General features: G+C 73.4%; 13 protein-coding genes. All 13 read right to left on the bottom strand.

The genetic code is table 11. The annotated features are described in order from the left end of the window. Nucleotides 1-6 precede the first annotated feature (6 nt). The 13 genes from add to EV378_RS30895 are packed head-to-tail and all read right to left on the bottom strand — an operon-like array spanning nt 7 to nt 14,749. Nucleotides 7-1,053, bottom strand: coding sequence for an adenosine deaminase (gene add / locus EV378_RS30955; RefSeq protein WP_132430967.1), 1,047 nt, complete (start codon nt 1,051-1,053; stop codon nt 7-9). Continuing rightward, nucleotides 1,050-1,892, bottom strand: coding sequence for a class III extradiol dioxygenase subunit beta (locus EV378_RS30950; protein WP_132430965.1), 843 nt, complete (start codon nt 1,890-1,892; stop codon nt 1,050-1,052). Before EV378_RS30950 ends, add begins: the two co-directional genes overlap by 4 nt. After that, nucleotides 1,885-3,618 (bottom strand): MFS transporter, encoded by a 1,734-nt coding sequence (locus EV378_RS30945; RefSeq protein WP_132430963.1) that lies wholly within the window; start codon nt 3,616-3,618, stop codon nt 1,885-1,887. The genes EV378_RS30950 and EV378_RS30945 overlap by 8 nt, the downstream gene beginning before the upstream one ends. After that, complete coding sequence (locus EV378_RS30940; protein ID WP_165922566.1) at nt 3,615-5,222, bottom strand: AMP-binding protein; 1,608 nt, start codon at nt 5,220-5,222, stop codon at nt 3,615-3,617. The genes EV378_RS30945 and EV378_RS30940 overlap by 4 nt, the downstream gene beginning before the upstream one ends. Next, entirely contained in the window at nt 5,219-6,142 is a 924-nt protein-coding gene (locus EV378_RS30935; protein WP_132430959.1) for an amidohydrolase family protein, read from the bottom strand. The genes EV378_RS30940 and EV378_RS30935 overlap by 4 nt, the downstream gene beginning before the upstream one ends. Further along, nucleotides 6,139-7,032, bottom strand: a complete 894-nt coding sequence (locus EV378_RS30930; protein ID WP_132430957.1) for an SDR family NAD(P)-dependent oxidoreductase — start codon at nt 7,030-7,032, stop codon at nt 6,139-6,141. The genes EV378_RS30935 and EV378_RS30930 overlap by 4 nt, the downstream gene beginning before the upstream one ends. Before the next feature lie 14 nt (nt 7,033-7,046). Then, entirely contained in the window at nt 7,047-8,201 is a 1,155-nt protein-coding gene (locus EV378_RS30925) for an acyl-CoA dehydrogenase family protein (protein WP_165922656.1), read from the bottom strand. Next, the gene (locus EV378_RS30920) at nt 8,201-9,058 is read right to left on the bottom strand and encodes a MaoC/PaaZ C-terminal domain-containing protein (RefSeq protein WP_132430953.1); all 858 of its coding nucleotides are present in this window, start codon (nt 9,056-9,058) and stop codon (nt 8,201-8,203) included. The genes EV378_RS30925 and EV378_RS30920 overlap by 1 nt, the downstream gene beginning before the upstream one ends. Further along, nucleotides 9,058-10,083 carry an ABC transporter ATP-binding protein gene (locus EV378_RS30915; RefSeq protein ID WP_243653847.1) on the bottom strand — a complete coding sequence of 342 codons (1,026 nt, stop codon included), beginning with the start codon at nt 10,081-10,083 and terminating at the stop codon, nt 9,058-9,060. Before EV378_RS30915 ends, EV378_RS30920 begins: the two co-directional genes overlap by 1 nt. Then, entirely contained in the window at nt 10,080-11,708 is a 1,629-nt protein-coding gene (locus EV378_RS30910; protein WP_132430951.1) for an ABC transporter substrate-binding protein, read from the bottom strand. The genes EV378_RS30915 and EV378_RS30910 overlap by 4 nt, the downstream gene beginning before the upstream one ends. Then, nucleotides 11,705-12,787 (bottom strand): ABC transporter ATP-binding protein, encoded by a 1,083-nt coding sequence (locus EV378_RS30905; RefSeq protein ID WP_132430949.1) that lies wholly within the window; start codon nt 12,785-12,787, stop codon nt 11,705-11,707. The genes EV378_RS30910 and EV378_RS30905 overlap by 4 nt, the downstream gene beginning before the upstream one ends. Next, nucleotides 12,784-13,704, bottom strand: coding sequence for an ABC transporter permease (locus EV378_RS36585; protein ID WP_132430947.1), 921 nt, complete (start codon nt 13,702-13,704; stop codon nt 12,784-12,786). The genes EV378_RS30905 and EV378_RS36585 overlap by 4 nt, the downstream gene beginning before the upstream one ends. Continuing rightward, nucleotides 13,697-14,749 carry an ABC transporter permease gene (locus tag EV378_RS30895; RefSeq protein WP_132430945.1) on the bottom strand — a complete coding sequence of 351 codons (1,053 nt, stop codon included), beginning with the start codon at nt 14,747-14,749 and terminating at the stop codon, nt 13,697-13,699. The genes EV378_RS36585 and EV378_RS30895 overlap by 8 nt, the downstream gene beginning before the upstream one ends. Between the last annotated feature and the right edge of the window lie 4 nt (nt 14,750-14,753).

Genomic DNA, 14,753 nt, shown 5'->3' with positions numbered 1-14,753 from the left:
TCGTCGTCATCGTCGGCGCTCCTCCGAGGTGTCGGGACCGGTCGTTCCCACCGCGCGGTGGATCGTGTCGATGTCGGCGAGGGTGCGGGCCACGTCGGCCGGGTCGGCGAAGGACGCGGTCACGCTCCGGCGGGCCAGCGCGACGACCTCGTCCGCGTCCATGTCCAGGGCCCGGACGAGGGCGCGGTAGTTGTCGTTGACCCCGCCACCGAAGTAGGGCGGGTCGTCGGAGTTGACCGTGACCGCGACGCCCTCGTCGGTCAGGCGTCGCACGGCGTAGGACCGCAGGTCGTCGACGACCCGCAGCCGCAGGTTCGACAGCGGGCACAGGGTCAGCGCGACGCCGTCGTCCGCCAGGCGCGCGACCAGATCCGGGTCCCGGGTGGCGGCGTAACCGTGGTCGACGCGCTCCACCCGGCACACGTCGAGCGCCTCCCGGACGTACGCGGGCGGCCCCTCCTCCCCCGCGTGCGCCGTGCGCCGGTAGCCCGCGCGGTGAGCCGCGTCGAAGAACCGCGCGAACTTGGCGGGCGGGTTGCCGACCTCCGGGCCGCCGAGCCCGACGCCGAGGATCGACCCGCGGTGCGGCGCCAGCATCTCCAGTAGCTCCAGCGCCTCCGACTCGTCACGGTGGCGCTGCGCGACGACGATCACCGCCGCGTCGATCCCCAGGTCGACCCGCGCCTCGGCGATCGCGGTGTCGAGCGCCGCGACCTGGTCGGCGATGTCGATGCGGTCCAGGAAGTTCTGCGGGGAGAAGAACATCTCCGCCCGCCGTACGTTCTGGGCGGCGGCGCGCCGCAGGTAGGTGCGGGTGAGGTCGTAGACGTCGCGGCGGGTACGGACGACCGTGCACCCGAGGTAGAACAGGGCGAGGAAGTCCTCGAGGCCGGTGAAGGAGTAGGCCGCGCGCAGCCGCCCCCCGTCGGCCCACGGGAGCTCGACGCCGTTCCGCGCGGCCAGCGCGCGCAGATCGTCCGGTTCGAGGGTCCCTTCCAGGTGCACGTGCAGCTCGGCCTTCGGCAGCGCGTCCACCAGCTCCGGGACGGTCATGCGTTCTCGAGCAGCGCGAGACCGGCCGCGGTGTTCGAGGCCGGCACGAAGTAGGTGGAGTGCACGGTGCGCACCCGCTCGTTCATCGCCCCTCGCATGATCAGCCACATGACGAGCTCGATCCCCTCGGACCCGGCCTGCCGGATGTAGTCCTGCCTGCTCAGCGCCGCCAGCGCGGCCGGGTCCCGTTCGATCGCGTCCAGGAACATGTGGTCGAACTCGGAGTTGATGAACCCGGCGCGGCTCCCGGCCAGCTGGTGGGACATGCCGCCGGTACCGAGGATGCCGACCGTCCGGACACCGTCGTAGACGGCCAGTGCGCGCCCGAGTGCCTGCCCGAGCGCGTAGCAGCGCGCGGCCGTCGGCTGCGGGTACTGGATCACGTTGACCAGCAGCGGCACGACCGGGCACGGCCACGCCCCGCCGGGCTCCGGCGTCCACACCGACAGCGGGACGGTCAGGCCGTGGTCGACGTCGAGCTCCTGGAACACGGTCAGGTCGAACCCCGCGTCCACCAGCTGCTCCACCAGGTGCAGCGACAGCTCCGGCGCGCCGACGACGTCGGGCACCGGTCGCGGGCCGTACCCCTCGTCGGCGACGGCGTAGCGCTCCGCCGTGCCGATCCCGAACGTCGGGACGACGTCGAGGTCCAGGCCGTTCGCGTGGTCGTTGTAGATCACGATCGCGACGTCGGGGATGCGTCCGGCGAGCCACTCGCGGGCCGGCGCGTAGCCGTCGAACAGCGGTTTCCAGCGCGGGTCGGTCGTGAGTCCGCGGTCCATCGCCGCACCGATGGACGGCACGTGCGAGGTGCCGAGCCCCCAGATCACCTCAGCCATCGCGGCGGCCTCCCGCCCGCATCGCCGCGGTGAACGACTCCTCGTCGGTGCCGGTGAACACCCCGCCGAGGTACTGCATCGAGTGCCCGTCCATCATGGCGAGCTTGTAGACGTAGAAGATGCTGCCGCCGAGCTCGAGCATCGCGGTCCAGTCGCGCTCCAGGACGGCGCGTCGCTGGTCCGGCGTCAGGCCGAAGCGGTCGCAGTAGCCGGCCTCGTCGGCACCGAACGTCGCGCGGGACGCCGTGTCGCGCAGGGACATGAACATCTTGTTCATGCGGTACCCGCGTCGGCTCGTGGCCCCGTCGAAGACGTAGGTTCCCGGTCGCTGGAGAGCCGGATCGCCGGCGTCGTTGCACATGGTGATCCCTTTCCTGACGTTTCGGGCGTTCCGGTCGTCCGGCACGGTAGCTCCCGCGTCGCGCCGTCGGGCAGCCTCCGATGCGGCACCCCGCGGCCTGCGCTCTGGCACGAGGGCGGGGCGGCGCAGCAGCAGGAACGCCACCAGGCCGACCGCGGACACCGCGGCGAGCGCCTGCATCGCGGCCGGGTAGCCGCCCGGCCCGGCCTCGAGCGCGGTCACCAGTAACGGGCCGGTGACCAGCCCGAGCGACACGAAGCCCATCGACCAGCCCATGATCGTGCCGAACGACGACAGTCCGAAGTAGTCGGTCCGCATCGCGGTCATGATCGGTCCGCGTAACCCCCACGCGAGCCCGTGCACGACCGCGGCCGCCACCAGCGCCCTGGCGTCCGACACCGAGGCCATCACGAGCAGCACGGCCGTCTGCACGGCCATGCATCCCGCGGCGAGCCGCCGCTTGTCCACCCGGTCCCCGATCAGGCCGGTCACCACCTGGCCGAGCAGCTGGGCGATCGACATGGCCGCCACGGCGGCTCCGGCGACCGCCAGCGGCAGGGCGTGGTGGTGGGCCAGCAGCGGCACCAGATGCAGGTTCATGGCACTCACCGCGACCAGCGCCGTCCCGTGCCCGGCGACCAGCAGCCAGAACGTGCCCGAGCGCAGGGCGGTGCCCAGTGCTGTGTCCGCTCCCGTGTCCGCCCCGATGTCCGCTCCGGCCGGACCTGCGCGTCCGGGGCACGACGGCGGCTCGTCCGGGATGGCCGCGGGCGGTCGGGCCGGGACGGGGGCAGGCGCACGGGTTGGCAGCACCGAGCCGGCGACCAGCCCGACGCCCGCGATCACCACCGCCACCCCGACGAACGTCGCGCGCCATCCGAAGGACTCCAGCGCGAGCGCCACCAGCGGCACCGCCAGCCCGCCGAGCGCGATCCCGCTGGGCAGCAGGCCCAGCGCGAGCGTGCGCCGCTGCGGCAACGCCTGCACGGCGGCCACGGTGAGCGGCATGATCCCGCTCGCCGAGCACCCGAGCGCGATCACCGCGACGGCACCGAGGAACTGCGTCTCGTCGGCGCTCAGCGCGGCCAGGGCGAACCCGGTCGCGCCGAGCAGCGAGCCGCACGCGGCCACCAGCCGGGTCCCGACCCGGTCGCAGGCCCAGCCGGTCAGCGGTGCGATGAAGCCGTTCCCGAGCTGCACGACGGCGTAGCCGAGCGCGACGACGCCCGCCGCCCACCCGGTGTCGGCGGTCACGGCCACGAGATAGGCGCCGAACGCGGCCATGATCAGGCCGTTCTGGACCGTGAGCAGCACGGAGCCGCCGACGACGACCCACCATCCGCTGCGTGCCGGGCCGCGCCTCATCGGGCCGGATGCGCCGCGGGCGCCAGCGTGCGGGCCGCCCAGCGCAGGTCCGACTTGCCGGTGACGAGCCGGTGCACCTCGTCCACCAGCACGATCCGGCGTGGCTTCTTGTAGCCGGCGAGCCGGTCGCCGACGAACGCCGCCAGCTCGTCGGGGGTGGCCGTCCCGCCCGCGTCCAGGGCGACGACGGCGCCCACCACGGAGCCCCAGCGCTCGTCCGGGACGCCCAGCACGGTCACGTCGCGCACCTGCGGATGCTCGCGCAGGACGAGCTCCACCTCGTCGGCGTAGACCTTCTCGCCACCGGTGTTGATCACCTGGCTCCCCCGGCCCAGCAGGGTCAGCCGCCCGTCGGGGCCGATCCGGGCCATGTCCCCCGGCACCGACCAGCGGCCCCCGTCGAGGTCGCGGAACGCGGTGGAGCCCGCGTCGCCCTCGTACCCGGCCCGCGGCCCGACCGGCGCGGCGAGCACGCCGACCGCGTCCGATCCCGGTGGCACGTCGCGGGCGCCTGCGTGGTCGGGGTCCAGCAGCCGCGCGCCGGGCGCGAGCACGAACGTGCCGATCTCCCGGTCAGAGCTCGCCCTGGTCAGGACGGAGTGCGCGTACACGCCGCCCTCCGATGCCGCCACCGTGTCCAGCAGCGTCACGTCGGCGTGGGCGAGCAGCCGCCGCTTGACCGGAGGGCTCCAGACCGCGCCGATGCTGCGGATCCGTCGCAGACCGCCGATGCCCGGGTCGCGCCCGCGGGCCGCGGCGTCGTCCAGGGCGTCGAGCAGGCGCAGCGCGACCGCGTCGCCGACGAGGGTCAGGTCGGTCACGCCGTGCCGGGCGATCGCGGCCACCAGCCCCTCCCCGGTGATCGACCGCTCCGGCAGCAGCGCCAGCGGCGCGGCGACGGTCAACGCGCCCAGCGCCGCGTACAACCCCGTGCCGTGCATGAGCGGGGCGGCGGGCAGATGAACCATGCCGTCCGGCCCGTACGGGTCGCGCGCGACGGCCGCCCGCAGCGCGGCCTCCGGATCGGCCGCGTCGAGGCCGAGCGTGGCGAACCCGCCCCTGGCCGCACGCAGCCGTTCGGACTGGCGTCCCAGCACGGCCTTCGGCGCCCCGGTCGTCCCGCCCGTGTAGAGCACCCACTCGGTGTCCCCGCGGGAACGGCGGGGCAGGGCCTCCGCGGCGTCGACGCACGCGCCGAACCCGCTCGCCGACGACGGGTCGACGGTCACGACGACCCCTGCCCCGGCCTCGGCGACCGTCGCGGCCAGGTCGGCCTCGGCGACCGCGCCGCGCGCGCCGGAGGTCGCCAGGACGTGCGCCATCTCGGCGGCCTGGTAGCGGTGGTTCACGTTCACCGGGGTCGCGCCGAGCTTGAGCAGCGCGACGAGCGCGACCGGGTACTCGGGGCCGTTGCGCGCGGCCAGCCCGAACCGGTCCCCCGCAGCGACGCCGCGGGCGTCCAGGTACCCGGCGAGCCGGTCCGCGCGGGCGTCCAGCTCGGCCCAGGTCAGCGTCCGGTCACCGCAGAGCACGGCGGGCCGGTCCGGGGCGAGGTCGGCGATCCGCTCGAACCAGGTGGCGAAGTCGTGGACGTCGGCGCTCACGCAGGCTCGATCCCGAACAGCCGCAGCGCGTTGTCCAGCATGATCCCCGGCTTCACCGAGTCCCGGACCTCGGTCTTCTCCAGGTCGGCCCGCCAGCGCTCCGGGGTGAACAGCGGGAAGTCCGTCCCGAACAGCACCTTGTGCCTGAGCAGCGTGTTCGCGTACTGCACGAGTTGGGCCGGCCAGTACTTCGGCGACCACCCGGACAGGTCGATGTACACCTGCGCCTTGTGCGTGGCGATCGCCAGCGCCACGTCCTGCCACGGGAACGACGGGTGCGCCATGACGATCGGCATGTCCGGGAAGTCCGCCGCGACGTCGTCGAGGTACAGCGGGTCGGAGTACTTCAGGCGCACCCCGCCGCCGCCCTTCGTCCCGGCTCCGACGCCGTTCTGTCCGGTGTGGAACAGCGCGGGCAGCCCGTACTCGGCGAGCACCTCGTAGATCGGGTAGGCGGTCCGGTCGTTCGGGTAGAACTCCTGCACGCTCGGATGGAACTTGAACCCGCGCATCCCGTAGGTCTCGATCAGACGGCGCGCGATGGCGGCGCCGCCCCTGCCGCGCAACGGGTGCACGCTGCCGAACGGGACGATCGCGTCGCGGTGCTCCGCGGCCAGCTCGCCGATCTCCTCGTTCGTCGGGGCGTGCTCGGCCGTCTCGCCGAGCGAGTCGATCGTGAACGCGACGGCGGCCATCCGCCGTTCCCGGTAGAACGCGGCGAGCCCTGGCAGGTCCATGCCGGCGACGTCGGAGCGGAAGTGCTCCTGCATCTGCCGGATCCGTTCCCGCCCGGCGTCGGACTGCGCGCCGCGCACGGAGAAGTGCACGTGCGTGTGCACGTCGATCGCCGTGAGCCCGGCCCCGGCGAGTGCGGCGTTCCCCGCGGCGGCGAGCGCGGCGTGCCCGGTCGGGCCGCTCATCGCGCGGCCACCGGCGGCACGTAGGGCTGCAGCCGACCGGCGAGCTCGGCGCCGAACGCCTCGGCCACGCCCTCGGCGGTCCATCCTCCCGGCCGGGAGGCCTCGGCAGCCACCGACGGGTGCGTCCACACCGTGATCCGGTCACCGCCTGCGCCGAGCGCCTGCCCGGTGACCTCGGCGGCGTCGTCGGAGAGCAGGTAGACCAGCAGCGGCGTGACGTCCTCGGCCGTCCCGACGCCGTTCGCGCGCAGCTCGTCGGGTGCGGGCTCGCCGCGCTCGACGGCGGCCACCGCGTCCGCGAACGCGGGGATCGTGGCGACCATCCGCGTCAACGCGACCGGGACCAGCGCGTTCACCGTGATGCCGTGCTTGGCCGTCTCGGCGGCGAGCGTGCGCGCCATCCCCACGATGCCGGCCTTCACCGCCGAGTAGTTCGCCTGGCCGAAGCTCGCCCGCTGCCCGGCCGGGGAGCCGACGAGCACCAGCCGGCCTCCGCCGCCCTGCTCGCGGAACCGGGCGATCGCGGCGCGCGCGCAGGTGAACGTGCCTCGCAGGTGGGTCTCGACGACGACGTCGAAGTCCTCGTCGGTCATCTTCACCACCGAGCGGTCCCGCAGCACGCCCGCGTTGGTGACCATGGCGTCGAGCCGCCCGAACTCCGCCACCGCCGTGGCGACCAGCTCGTCGGCCGTGGCGGTCGGCCCGACCGGCCCGGCGTGCGCGACGGCCGATCCCCCGTCCGCGCCGATCTCGTCGGCCACCGCCGCCGCGGCGCCCCCGTCCACGTCGTTCACCACGACCGCGGCACCGGCCTCCGCGACGGCGCGGGCGTAGGCCCGTCCCAGCCCGCGACCGGCCCCGGTCACCACGATCACCTTGCCTGCCAGCACGTGTCGGTCTCCCCTCATTGTTCGCCGACGGCGCCGAGGGCCACGTGGCCCCGGATCAGGTTGCGCGCGATGGTGCGCCGCTGGATCTCGTCGGTCCCCTCGTAGATGCGCAGCACCCGCAGCTCCCGGTACCAGCGCTCGACCGGCAGCTCCCGCGTGTAGCCCATGCCGCCGTGGATCTGCAGCACCCGGTCGACGACGCGGTTCGCGGTCTCGGCGCCGTGCAGCTTCGCGATCGACGTGGCGTGCCGGGCGTCCATCCCCTGCTGGGCCCGCCACGCCGCGTGCAGCGTCAGCCACTTGGTGGCCTCCAGCTCCACCTGGCTGTCCGCGATCTGCCACTGGATCGCCTGGTACTCGGCGATCGGGTGTCCCATCGACTCACGGGTGCGGGCGTGCTCGACGGCCATCGCGAGCAGGCGCTCGCCCGCCCCGACGGCACGGGCCGGGATCACGTACCGGCCCTGGCCGATCCAGGACATGGCCAGGTCCAGCCCGCCGCCCACCCGGCCGAGCACGGCCGACGCGGGCACCCGCACGCCGTCCAGGTGCAGCGCGGCGCAGCTCCACTCGCCCATCGTCTCGATCGGCGCCGACGTCCAGCCCGCCGCACGGTCGACGAGGAACGCGGTCACGCCCTCGTCGGCCCGCGCGAACACGATCGCGAAGTCGGCCGCGTCGCCTCCGGTGACGAACGTCTTCTCGCCGTCGACGACCCAGTCCGTTCCGTCGCGGCGGGCGCGCGTGCGCAGGTTGCGCGCGTCCGACCCCGCGCCCGGCTCGGTCAGCGCGAAGCACGAGCGGCGCCTGCCTTCGATCGTCGGCACCAGGTAGGCGTCACGCTGCTCCGCGGTCGCGGCGAACAGGATGTTGTCCGCCGAGCCGCCGAAACGGAACGGCACGAACGTGCGGGCCAGCTCCATCTCCAGCACGGCGTGCAGCACCGGCCCCAGTGCCATCCCGCCGTAGCTCTCGGGCGTGGTGACACCCCAGAACCCGGCCACCCGCGCCTTGTCCTGCAGCTCGCGCAGCACGCCGGGACCCAGCGCCGGACGGTGCTCGCGCTCGTTGCGCAGCACCTCGGCCTCCAACGGGCGCACCTCGCGGGTGACGAACGCGCGCACGGTGTCCCGCACGTCGCGCTCCTCGTCCGAGAGGGAGAAGTCGATCATGTTGTGAGCGTGGCCCGGCCACGGTCGAGCACGACCGTGCCGTCCCCGTCGCGGGTGCGGAACAGCAGCCCGCCGCCGTCGCGCCAGATCTCGGTGGTCAGCGACTGCCCGGGGCGCACGGTCGCGCTGAACCGGCCGGACACCGCCGTCAGCCGGTCCGGGTCGCCGCCGGCCGCCGCCAGCAGTGCCCTGCCGGCCACGCCGAACGTGCAGAGGCCGTGCAGGATCGGCGCGTCGAACCCGGCGCGACGGGCGAAGACCGGGTCGGAGTGCAACGGGTTGCGGTCCCCGGACAGTCGGTAGAGCAGCGCCTGCTCCGGTCGCGTCGCGAACGTCACGACCTCGTCCGGCGCCCGGTCCGGCAGCGCCCAGTCCTCGCGCGGGCCGCGGTCGCCCCCGAACCCGCCCGCGCCGCGGACGAAGATCGCGCTGCGGTTCGTGGCCAGCGGCGACCCGTCGGCCAGGACGGCCTCGGAGCGGAGCACGACGAGCGCCCCGCTTCCCTTGTCGTACACGCCGTCGACGCGGGCCGTCGCCGTCGCCGTGCCGGACGTCGGCACCGGGCGGTGCAGCGTGACGGCCTGCTCGGCGTGCACCACCCGGGACGGGTCGACGTCACCCCACGGCGGCGGCGGGGCCTGCGAGAGCAGCACCGCGAACGTCGGCAGCACCCGCTGCTCGACGCCGTCGCTGTTCTCCGTGGTGAACGCCAGCTCGGACGCCGGCTCGCCCAGGCCCGCGCCCACGCCGAGCGCGTAGAGCTGCGCGTCGGTCGCGGTCCAGGAGCGCGTGCGTGGCTCTCCGGTCCGCCCGACGACGTCGGTGTCGATCACGGTGTGGACCCCCGTGCCCATCAGGCGACCTCCCTCGTCCCCGGACCGGCGGCGGCCGGCTCGACGAGCGGGTGGTGGCACGCCACCCGGCGTCCCGGCGCCACCTCGCGCAGCGCGGGCACCTCGGCCGCGCACCGCTCGGACGCCAACGGGCACCGGGTACGGAAGCGGCAGCCGCTGGGCGGGTCCACCGGCGACGGCATCTCGCCAGCGGCCCGGTCGGCGGGCGCGGCCACGTGGGCGGCGTCGATCGACGGGATCGACGACACCAGCAGCCGGGTGTAGGGGTGCGCCGGGGTGTCGAACAGGGCCCGCGTCTCGCCGACCTCGCAGATCCGGCCGAGGTACATCACCGCAACCCGGTCGGAGATGTTGCGCACCACGCCGAGGTCGTGCGCGATGAACACCAGCGTCAGCCCGTAGCGGGCCTTCATGTCCTCGAGCAGGTTGAGGATCTGCGCCTGCACCGACACGTCGAGCGCGGAGACCGGCTCGTCGCAGATCAGCACGTCCGGTTCGAGGACGAGCGCGCGGGCGATCGAGACCCGCTGGCACTGGCCTCCGGAGAACTGGTGCGGGCGCCGGTCCCCGACCTGGGCCGGGTCCAGCCCGACCGCCTCCAGCACCTCCGGCACGACGCGCTCGCGCTCGTCCCCCCGTCCCCAGACGGCCAGCGGGTCGCCGACGATGTCGGTGATCCGCCGCCGGGGGTTCAGCGACGAGATCGGGTCCTGGAAGATCATCTGAAGCTTCGGGCGCAGCTCGCGGACCTGCGCCGGTGAGAGCGACGCCAGGTCGCGCCCGGCGAACCGCACCGCGCCGCCGGTGGGCCGGGGCAGCTGCATGATCGCCCGCCCGGTGGTGGACTTGCCGCATCCGGACTCGCCGACCAGCCCGAGCGTCTCGCCGCGCCGGACCTGAAGGTCGATGCCGGACACGGCGTGCACGGTGCGCCCGCCGGCCGCCGGGAACTCCACCACCAGGCCCTCCAGCTCGAGGACCACGTCGTCCTCCGGCGCAGGCGCCTCCTCCACCACCCCGCTCACGGCTGCTGCTTCCAGGTAGTCGCGAAGAACATGTCGCGGGTGAGGTACCGGACCATGCCCTTGACCTCCGGCTTGGTGATCGTGGACAGGTAGCCGCGGCTGTAGTAGCCGACGGCGATGTCCTGGTTGGTCAGCAGTGAGATCCGCTGGTAGGCGCGGGCCCGCTCGGCCTCGTCGGTCGTCGCCGCCGCGGTCTGGACCAGCGCGTCGACCTCGGGGTTGGCGTAGTTGCCGTAGTTCGTGTTGCCCTTGCTGGCGAACAGGTTGCCGAGCAGCGGGAACGGGGCGTCGTACGGCCCGCCGACCCAGCCGGCCACCTGGAAGTCGCGGGCCTGCACGACGCTCGACGAGTACTGCGCGAGGTCGAAGAACTGCGGCTGCAGCGTGATGCCGATCGCCGCCATCTGGGCCTGCAGGAACTCGGCGAACGCGACCCGGTTCGGCGCGTTGGTCGTCTTGTAGCTGATCGTGGCGTTGCCGCCGGCGGCCACGTACTCGCGGACCAGCTGGCGGGCCCGCTCCTGGTCGAACGCCGGCCACGCGGCCGCCGCCTCCTGGCTCCTGTACGGCGACGAGGCGCCGAACCACTCGTCGGCACGCTCCATCTGACCGCGGAACTGCGTGGCGGCCAGCGCGTTCAGGTCGAGGCCGCGCACCACCGCCTCGCGCATGCGGCGGTCGTCGAACGGCGCGATCTTGTGGTTGAAGTACAGGTACTCGGCGCCGTTGCCCGGTCCGTAGTAGACGGTCCGGTTCGGGTTGCCCAGCCCGCGCAGGAGCTCGGTGTGGTAGCCGCCGAAGATCAGGTCGACGTCGCCGTTCTCGATCGAGGCGTAGCGGCTCTCGGTGTCCGGCAGCGGGCGGAACTCCAGACCGTCCAGGTAGGGCTTGCCCTCCTGCCAGTAGTTCGGGTTGCGGGTCAGGACCATCTTCGAGTCGCGGGTCCACTCCGTGAGCACGAACGGGCCCGCGCCGACCGGCCGGTTGGCGATCTGCGCGCCCTCCTTGCGCACGGCCGCCGGGGAGAGCATCGACCCCAGGTTGCCGGTGGTGAACGACTGCGCGAACACGATCGGGAACGCGCCGAACGGCGCCTTGAGCGTGAACTCGACGGTCGTGGGGTCGACCGCCCGCATGGACGCGATCTGGGTGGCGAAGCGGTTACCTGGCGAGGACGGGGTGTCGATGTGGCGCTGCACGTTGAAGATGACGGCCTCGGCGTCGAGCGGGGTGCCGTCGGAGAACCGCACGCCGGGGCGCAGGCCCATCGTCCAGGTGCGGCCCGCGTCCGGGGTGTCCATCGAGCGCGCCAGGTAGGGCTCGGCCGTCCCGTCCGGTCGGAGCTTCATCAGCGAGTCGAACACGGCGAGCGCGGCCATGTTCGTGTTCTGCTTCGTCGGGTCGAACCCGATCGCCTCGCGGTCGGTGCCCATCACCAGCACCCCGCCGCGTCGCGGCTCACCCTCGGCCGCGAGGTCGCCGCCGTACGGGTTGACCTCGCGGATGCCCTCCCCGCCGCCTCCCCCGTTGATCCCGGGAGCGGCACCGCAAGCGCCCAGCAGCACGGCGGCGAGCCCCGCCACCAGCAGGGCGAGCAGGCGTGACCCTCGTCGTCGAGTGATCATGACAGCACCATCTCCTCGGTCACCGGCGTACCGGCGGCGCTCGCGCCGCGTTCGGCGTTGCGGGCCCGGGCCTCGGCCCAGGCGGGGGAGCCGACCGGGAACCAGCAGCGGTACCGGTGCTTCTCGGAGCCGGCGTCGCGCAGCGGGGGGTCCTCGGTGAGGCAGCGGTCCTGCGCGTACGGGCAGCGCGGACTGAACCGGCATCCGGCCGGCGGGTCGAGCAGGTTCGGCGGCCGGCCGGGGATGACCTGCAGCCGTACGTGATTCGGCCCCGCCACCGGCGGCACCGCGCTCATCAGCGCCTCGGTGTAGGGCATCATCGGGCTCGCGAACAGCTCCGCCGTCGGGGCGGTCTCGACGACCTTCCCGGCGTACATGACCGCGATCCGGTCGGAGCGGCTGCGCACCACCCGCAGGTCGTGCGTCACCAGCAGCATCGCCATCCGTCGCTCGCGCTGGAGCTCGGCCAGCAGGTCCAGGATCTGCGCCTGCACCGTGACGTCGAGCGCGGTGGTCGGCTCGTCGGCGAGCAGCAGCCGCGGGCCGGCCGACAGTGCGATCGCGATCGTGACGCGCTGGCGCATCCCGCCGGAGAGCTCGTGCGGGTACTGGCGCAACCTGCGCTCCGGCTCGGACAGCCCCACCCGTCGGAGCAGGTCCGCGGCGCGGGAGGTGGCATCGGCCTTGCTCACCTTCTCGTGCAGCAGGATCGACTCGGTGAGCTGGGCCCCGATCCGCTTGACCGGGTTCAGCGACGTCATCGGGTCCTGCAGGACCAGCGCGATCTCCGCGCCCCAGAACGCGCTCAGCTCGCGACCGGACAGCTCGGAGATCCGGCTCCCGTCGAAGTCCACGGTGCCGGACACCTCGGTGCCGCGGCTGCCCGCGACGAGACCCATCACCCGGCGGGTCAGCACGGTCTTGCCCGACCCGCTCTCCCCCACCACCGCGAGCACCTCACCGGCGCCGACCTGCAGCGAGACCCCGTCGACGGCGTGCACCACCCCCTGCGGGGTGTGGAAGCGGACGTGCACGTCCTCGACCGCCAGCAGCGGGCGGTCCGTCGGCGCGGCGTTCACAGGTTGCTCTCCTTGACCTCGAACCGCTTCCGCGTGCGCTCGCCGACGTAGTTGATCGACAGCACGGTCAGGAACATGACGGCGGCGGGGAACAGCGAGATGTGCGGGAACGTCAGCAGCTCGGTCCGGCCGGCGGCGATCATGCCGCCCCAGCTCGGTGTGGGCGGCGGGATGCCGAGGCCGAGGAAGCTCAGCGAGCCCTCCACCACGATGAAGACGCCGACCATGATGAATCCGTAGGCGGCGACCGGGAGCACCACGTTCGGCGCGATCTCCCGGACGATGATCCGCAGCGGGCTGCACCCGTAGGCGCGGGCGGCCGTCACGAACTCGCGCTGCGCCACGACGAGCGTCGCGGCGCGGGAGAGCCGGATGAACGTCGGCACCGACAGCACGGCCAGGCCGATCACCAGGTTGGTCAGGCTGGCCCCGAGGATCGCGACCAGCGCGATGATCAGCACAAGCCCGGGGAACGCCAGTACGACGTCGGTCAGCCAGGCGAGCACGCGTTCGGTACGCCCGCCGAAGTAGCCGGCCAGCATCCCGAGCGTTCCGCCGACGACGGCGCCGAGCACCACGGCGCACAGCCCGACCAGCAGCGATGCCCTGGCCCCGAACACGACACGGGCGAACGTGTCCCGGCCGAGCGTGTCGCCACCCAGCCAGTGCTGCGGCGTGATGCCGCCGAACACGTTCGCGTAGTCCGGGACGTCCGGGTCCCAGAGCGGCAGCAGCGGCGCGAACACGGCGGCCAGCACCACGGCACCGAGCCACGTCCATGCCAGGTACCAGCCCCACGGTGCACGGTCGGGACGCGACCGCCGCCGCGGCGACGGGCCGGGCGGCGCGGCGGCGTCCGGTGCCGGTCCGGCGGGCGCCGGACGGGTGGCCGGCGTGTTCTGCGTGGTCTCAGGCATCGCGACGCACCCGCGGGTCGAGGAACAGGTACAGCAGGTCGATCAGCATGTTGATCACCACGTAGGCCACGGCGACGAACAGCAGCGCACCCTGGAGCAGCATGTAGTCGCGGTTGAACACCGCCTGCACGATCAGCTGGCCCAGCCCCGGGATCGCGAACAGCGTCTCCACGATCACCGTCCCGCCCAGCAGCCGGCCGATGTTCAGGCCGGACAGCGTGATCAGCGAGAACGACGACGGCCGCAGCGCGTGGCGCAGCAGGATCGAGCGCGGTGAGAGGCCCTTCGAGCGGGCCATCAGGATGAAGTCCTCCTGCAGCGTCGAGATCATGTCCGAGCGCAGCAGCTGCCGGTAGACGGCCGCCTCGGCCACCATCAGGGTCAGGCAGGGCAGGACGATCGAGCGCAGGTTCGCGCCGGGATCGTCGAGGAACGGGGTGAACCCGGTCGCCGGAAGGATGCTGGAGAACCCGCCCGCGAACAGCACGATCAGCACCATGCCGAGCACGAACTGCGGCATCGCGGCTCCGCCGAAGCCGGCCGTCATCGACGCCCGGTCCAGCAGCCGCCCCGGCCGGTATGCGGAGTAGATCGCCAGCGGCACCGCGACGAGCAGTGCCAGCACCTGCGCGATGATCGTCAGCTCCAGCGAGACCGGGATCCGCTCGGCGAGCGCCTCGGCCACCGGCTGCCCGGTGCGGAACGACTGTCCCAGGTCGCCGGTGACCACGCCGCCGAGCCAGTCGACGTAGCGGACCACCAGTGGCCGGTCCAGTTGCAGCTGCTCGCGCACCTGCTGGACCTGTTCCGGCGTGGCGTTGTCCCCGGCCACCACGACGGCGGCGTCGCCGGGCAGCAGGTCCACCACGACGAACGACAGGAACGTCACCGCGACGAGCACCAGGAGCAGGTGCGTCAGCCGGGACCCGATGCGCCGCAGCGGGAACGAACGCCTGCCCGAGGGGCGGGGCTGGCCGGCGGCAGGTGTCCCCCGGTCGGTGGCAGGACCGGCGGGCGTGGTGGGAGGAGCGGTCGTCTCGGACACCGGA

The organism is Pseudonocardia endophytica, assembly GCF_004339565.1.
Classification (GTDB): Bacteria; Actinomycetota; Actinomycetes; order Mycobacteriales; family Pseudonocardiaceae; genus Pseudonocardia; species Pseudonocardia endophytica.
Note: the sequence above shows the minus strand (reverse complement) of the source record. Positions and strands in the feature narration are given on the sequence as shown.

Bases quoted from the DNA above. Each gene is read 5' to 3' on its own strand.
- add (WP_132430967.1), bottom strand. From the start codon at position 1,053: ATGACCGTCCCGGAGCTGGTGGACGCGCTGCCGAAGGCCGAGCTGCAC.
- EV378_RS30950 (WP_132430965.1), bottom strand. From the start codon at position 1,892: ATGGCTGAGGTGATCTGGGGGCTCGGCACCTCGCACGTGCCGTCCATC.
- EV378_RS30945 (WP_132430963.1), bottom strand. From the start codon at position 3,618: ATGAGGCGCGGCCCGGCACGCAGCGGATGGTGGGTCGTCGTCGGCGGC.
- EV378_RS30935 (WP_132430959.1), bottom strand. From the start codon at position 6,142: ATGAGCGGCCCGACCGGGCACGCCGCGCTCGCCGCCGCGGGGAACGCC.
- EV378_RS30920 (WP_132430953.1), bottom strand. From the start codon at position 9,058: ATGGGCACGGGGGTCCACACCGTGATCGACACCGACGTCGTCGGGCGG.
- EV378_RS30910 (WP_132430951.1), bottom strand. From the start codon at position 11,708: ATGATCACTCGACGACGAGGGTCACGCCTGCTCGCCCTGCTGGTGGCG.
- EV378_RS36585 (WP_132430947.1), bottom strand. From the start codon at position 13,704: ATGCCTGAGACCACGCAGAACACGCCGGCCACCCGTCCGGCGCCCGCC.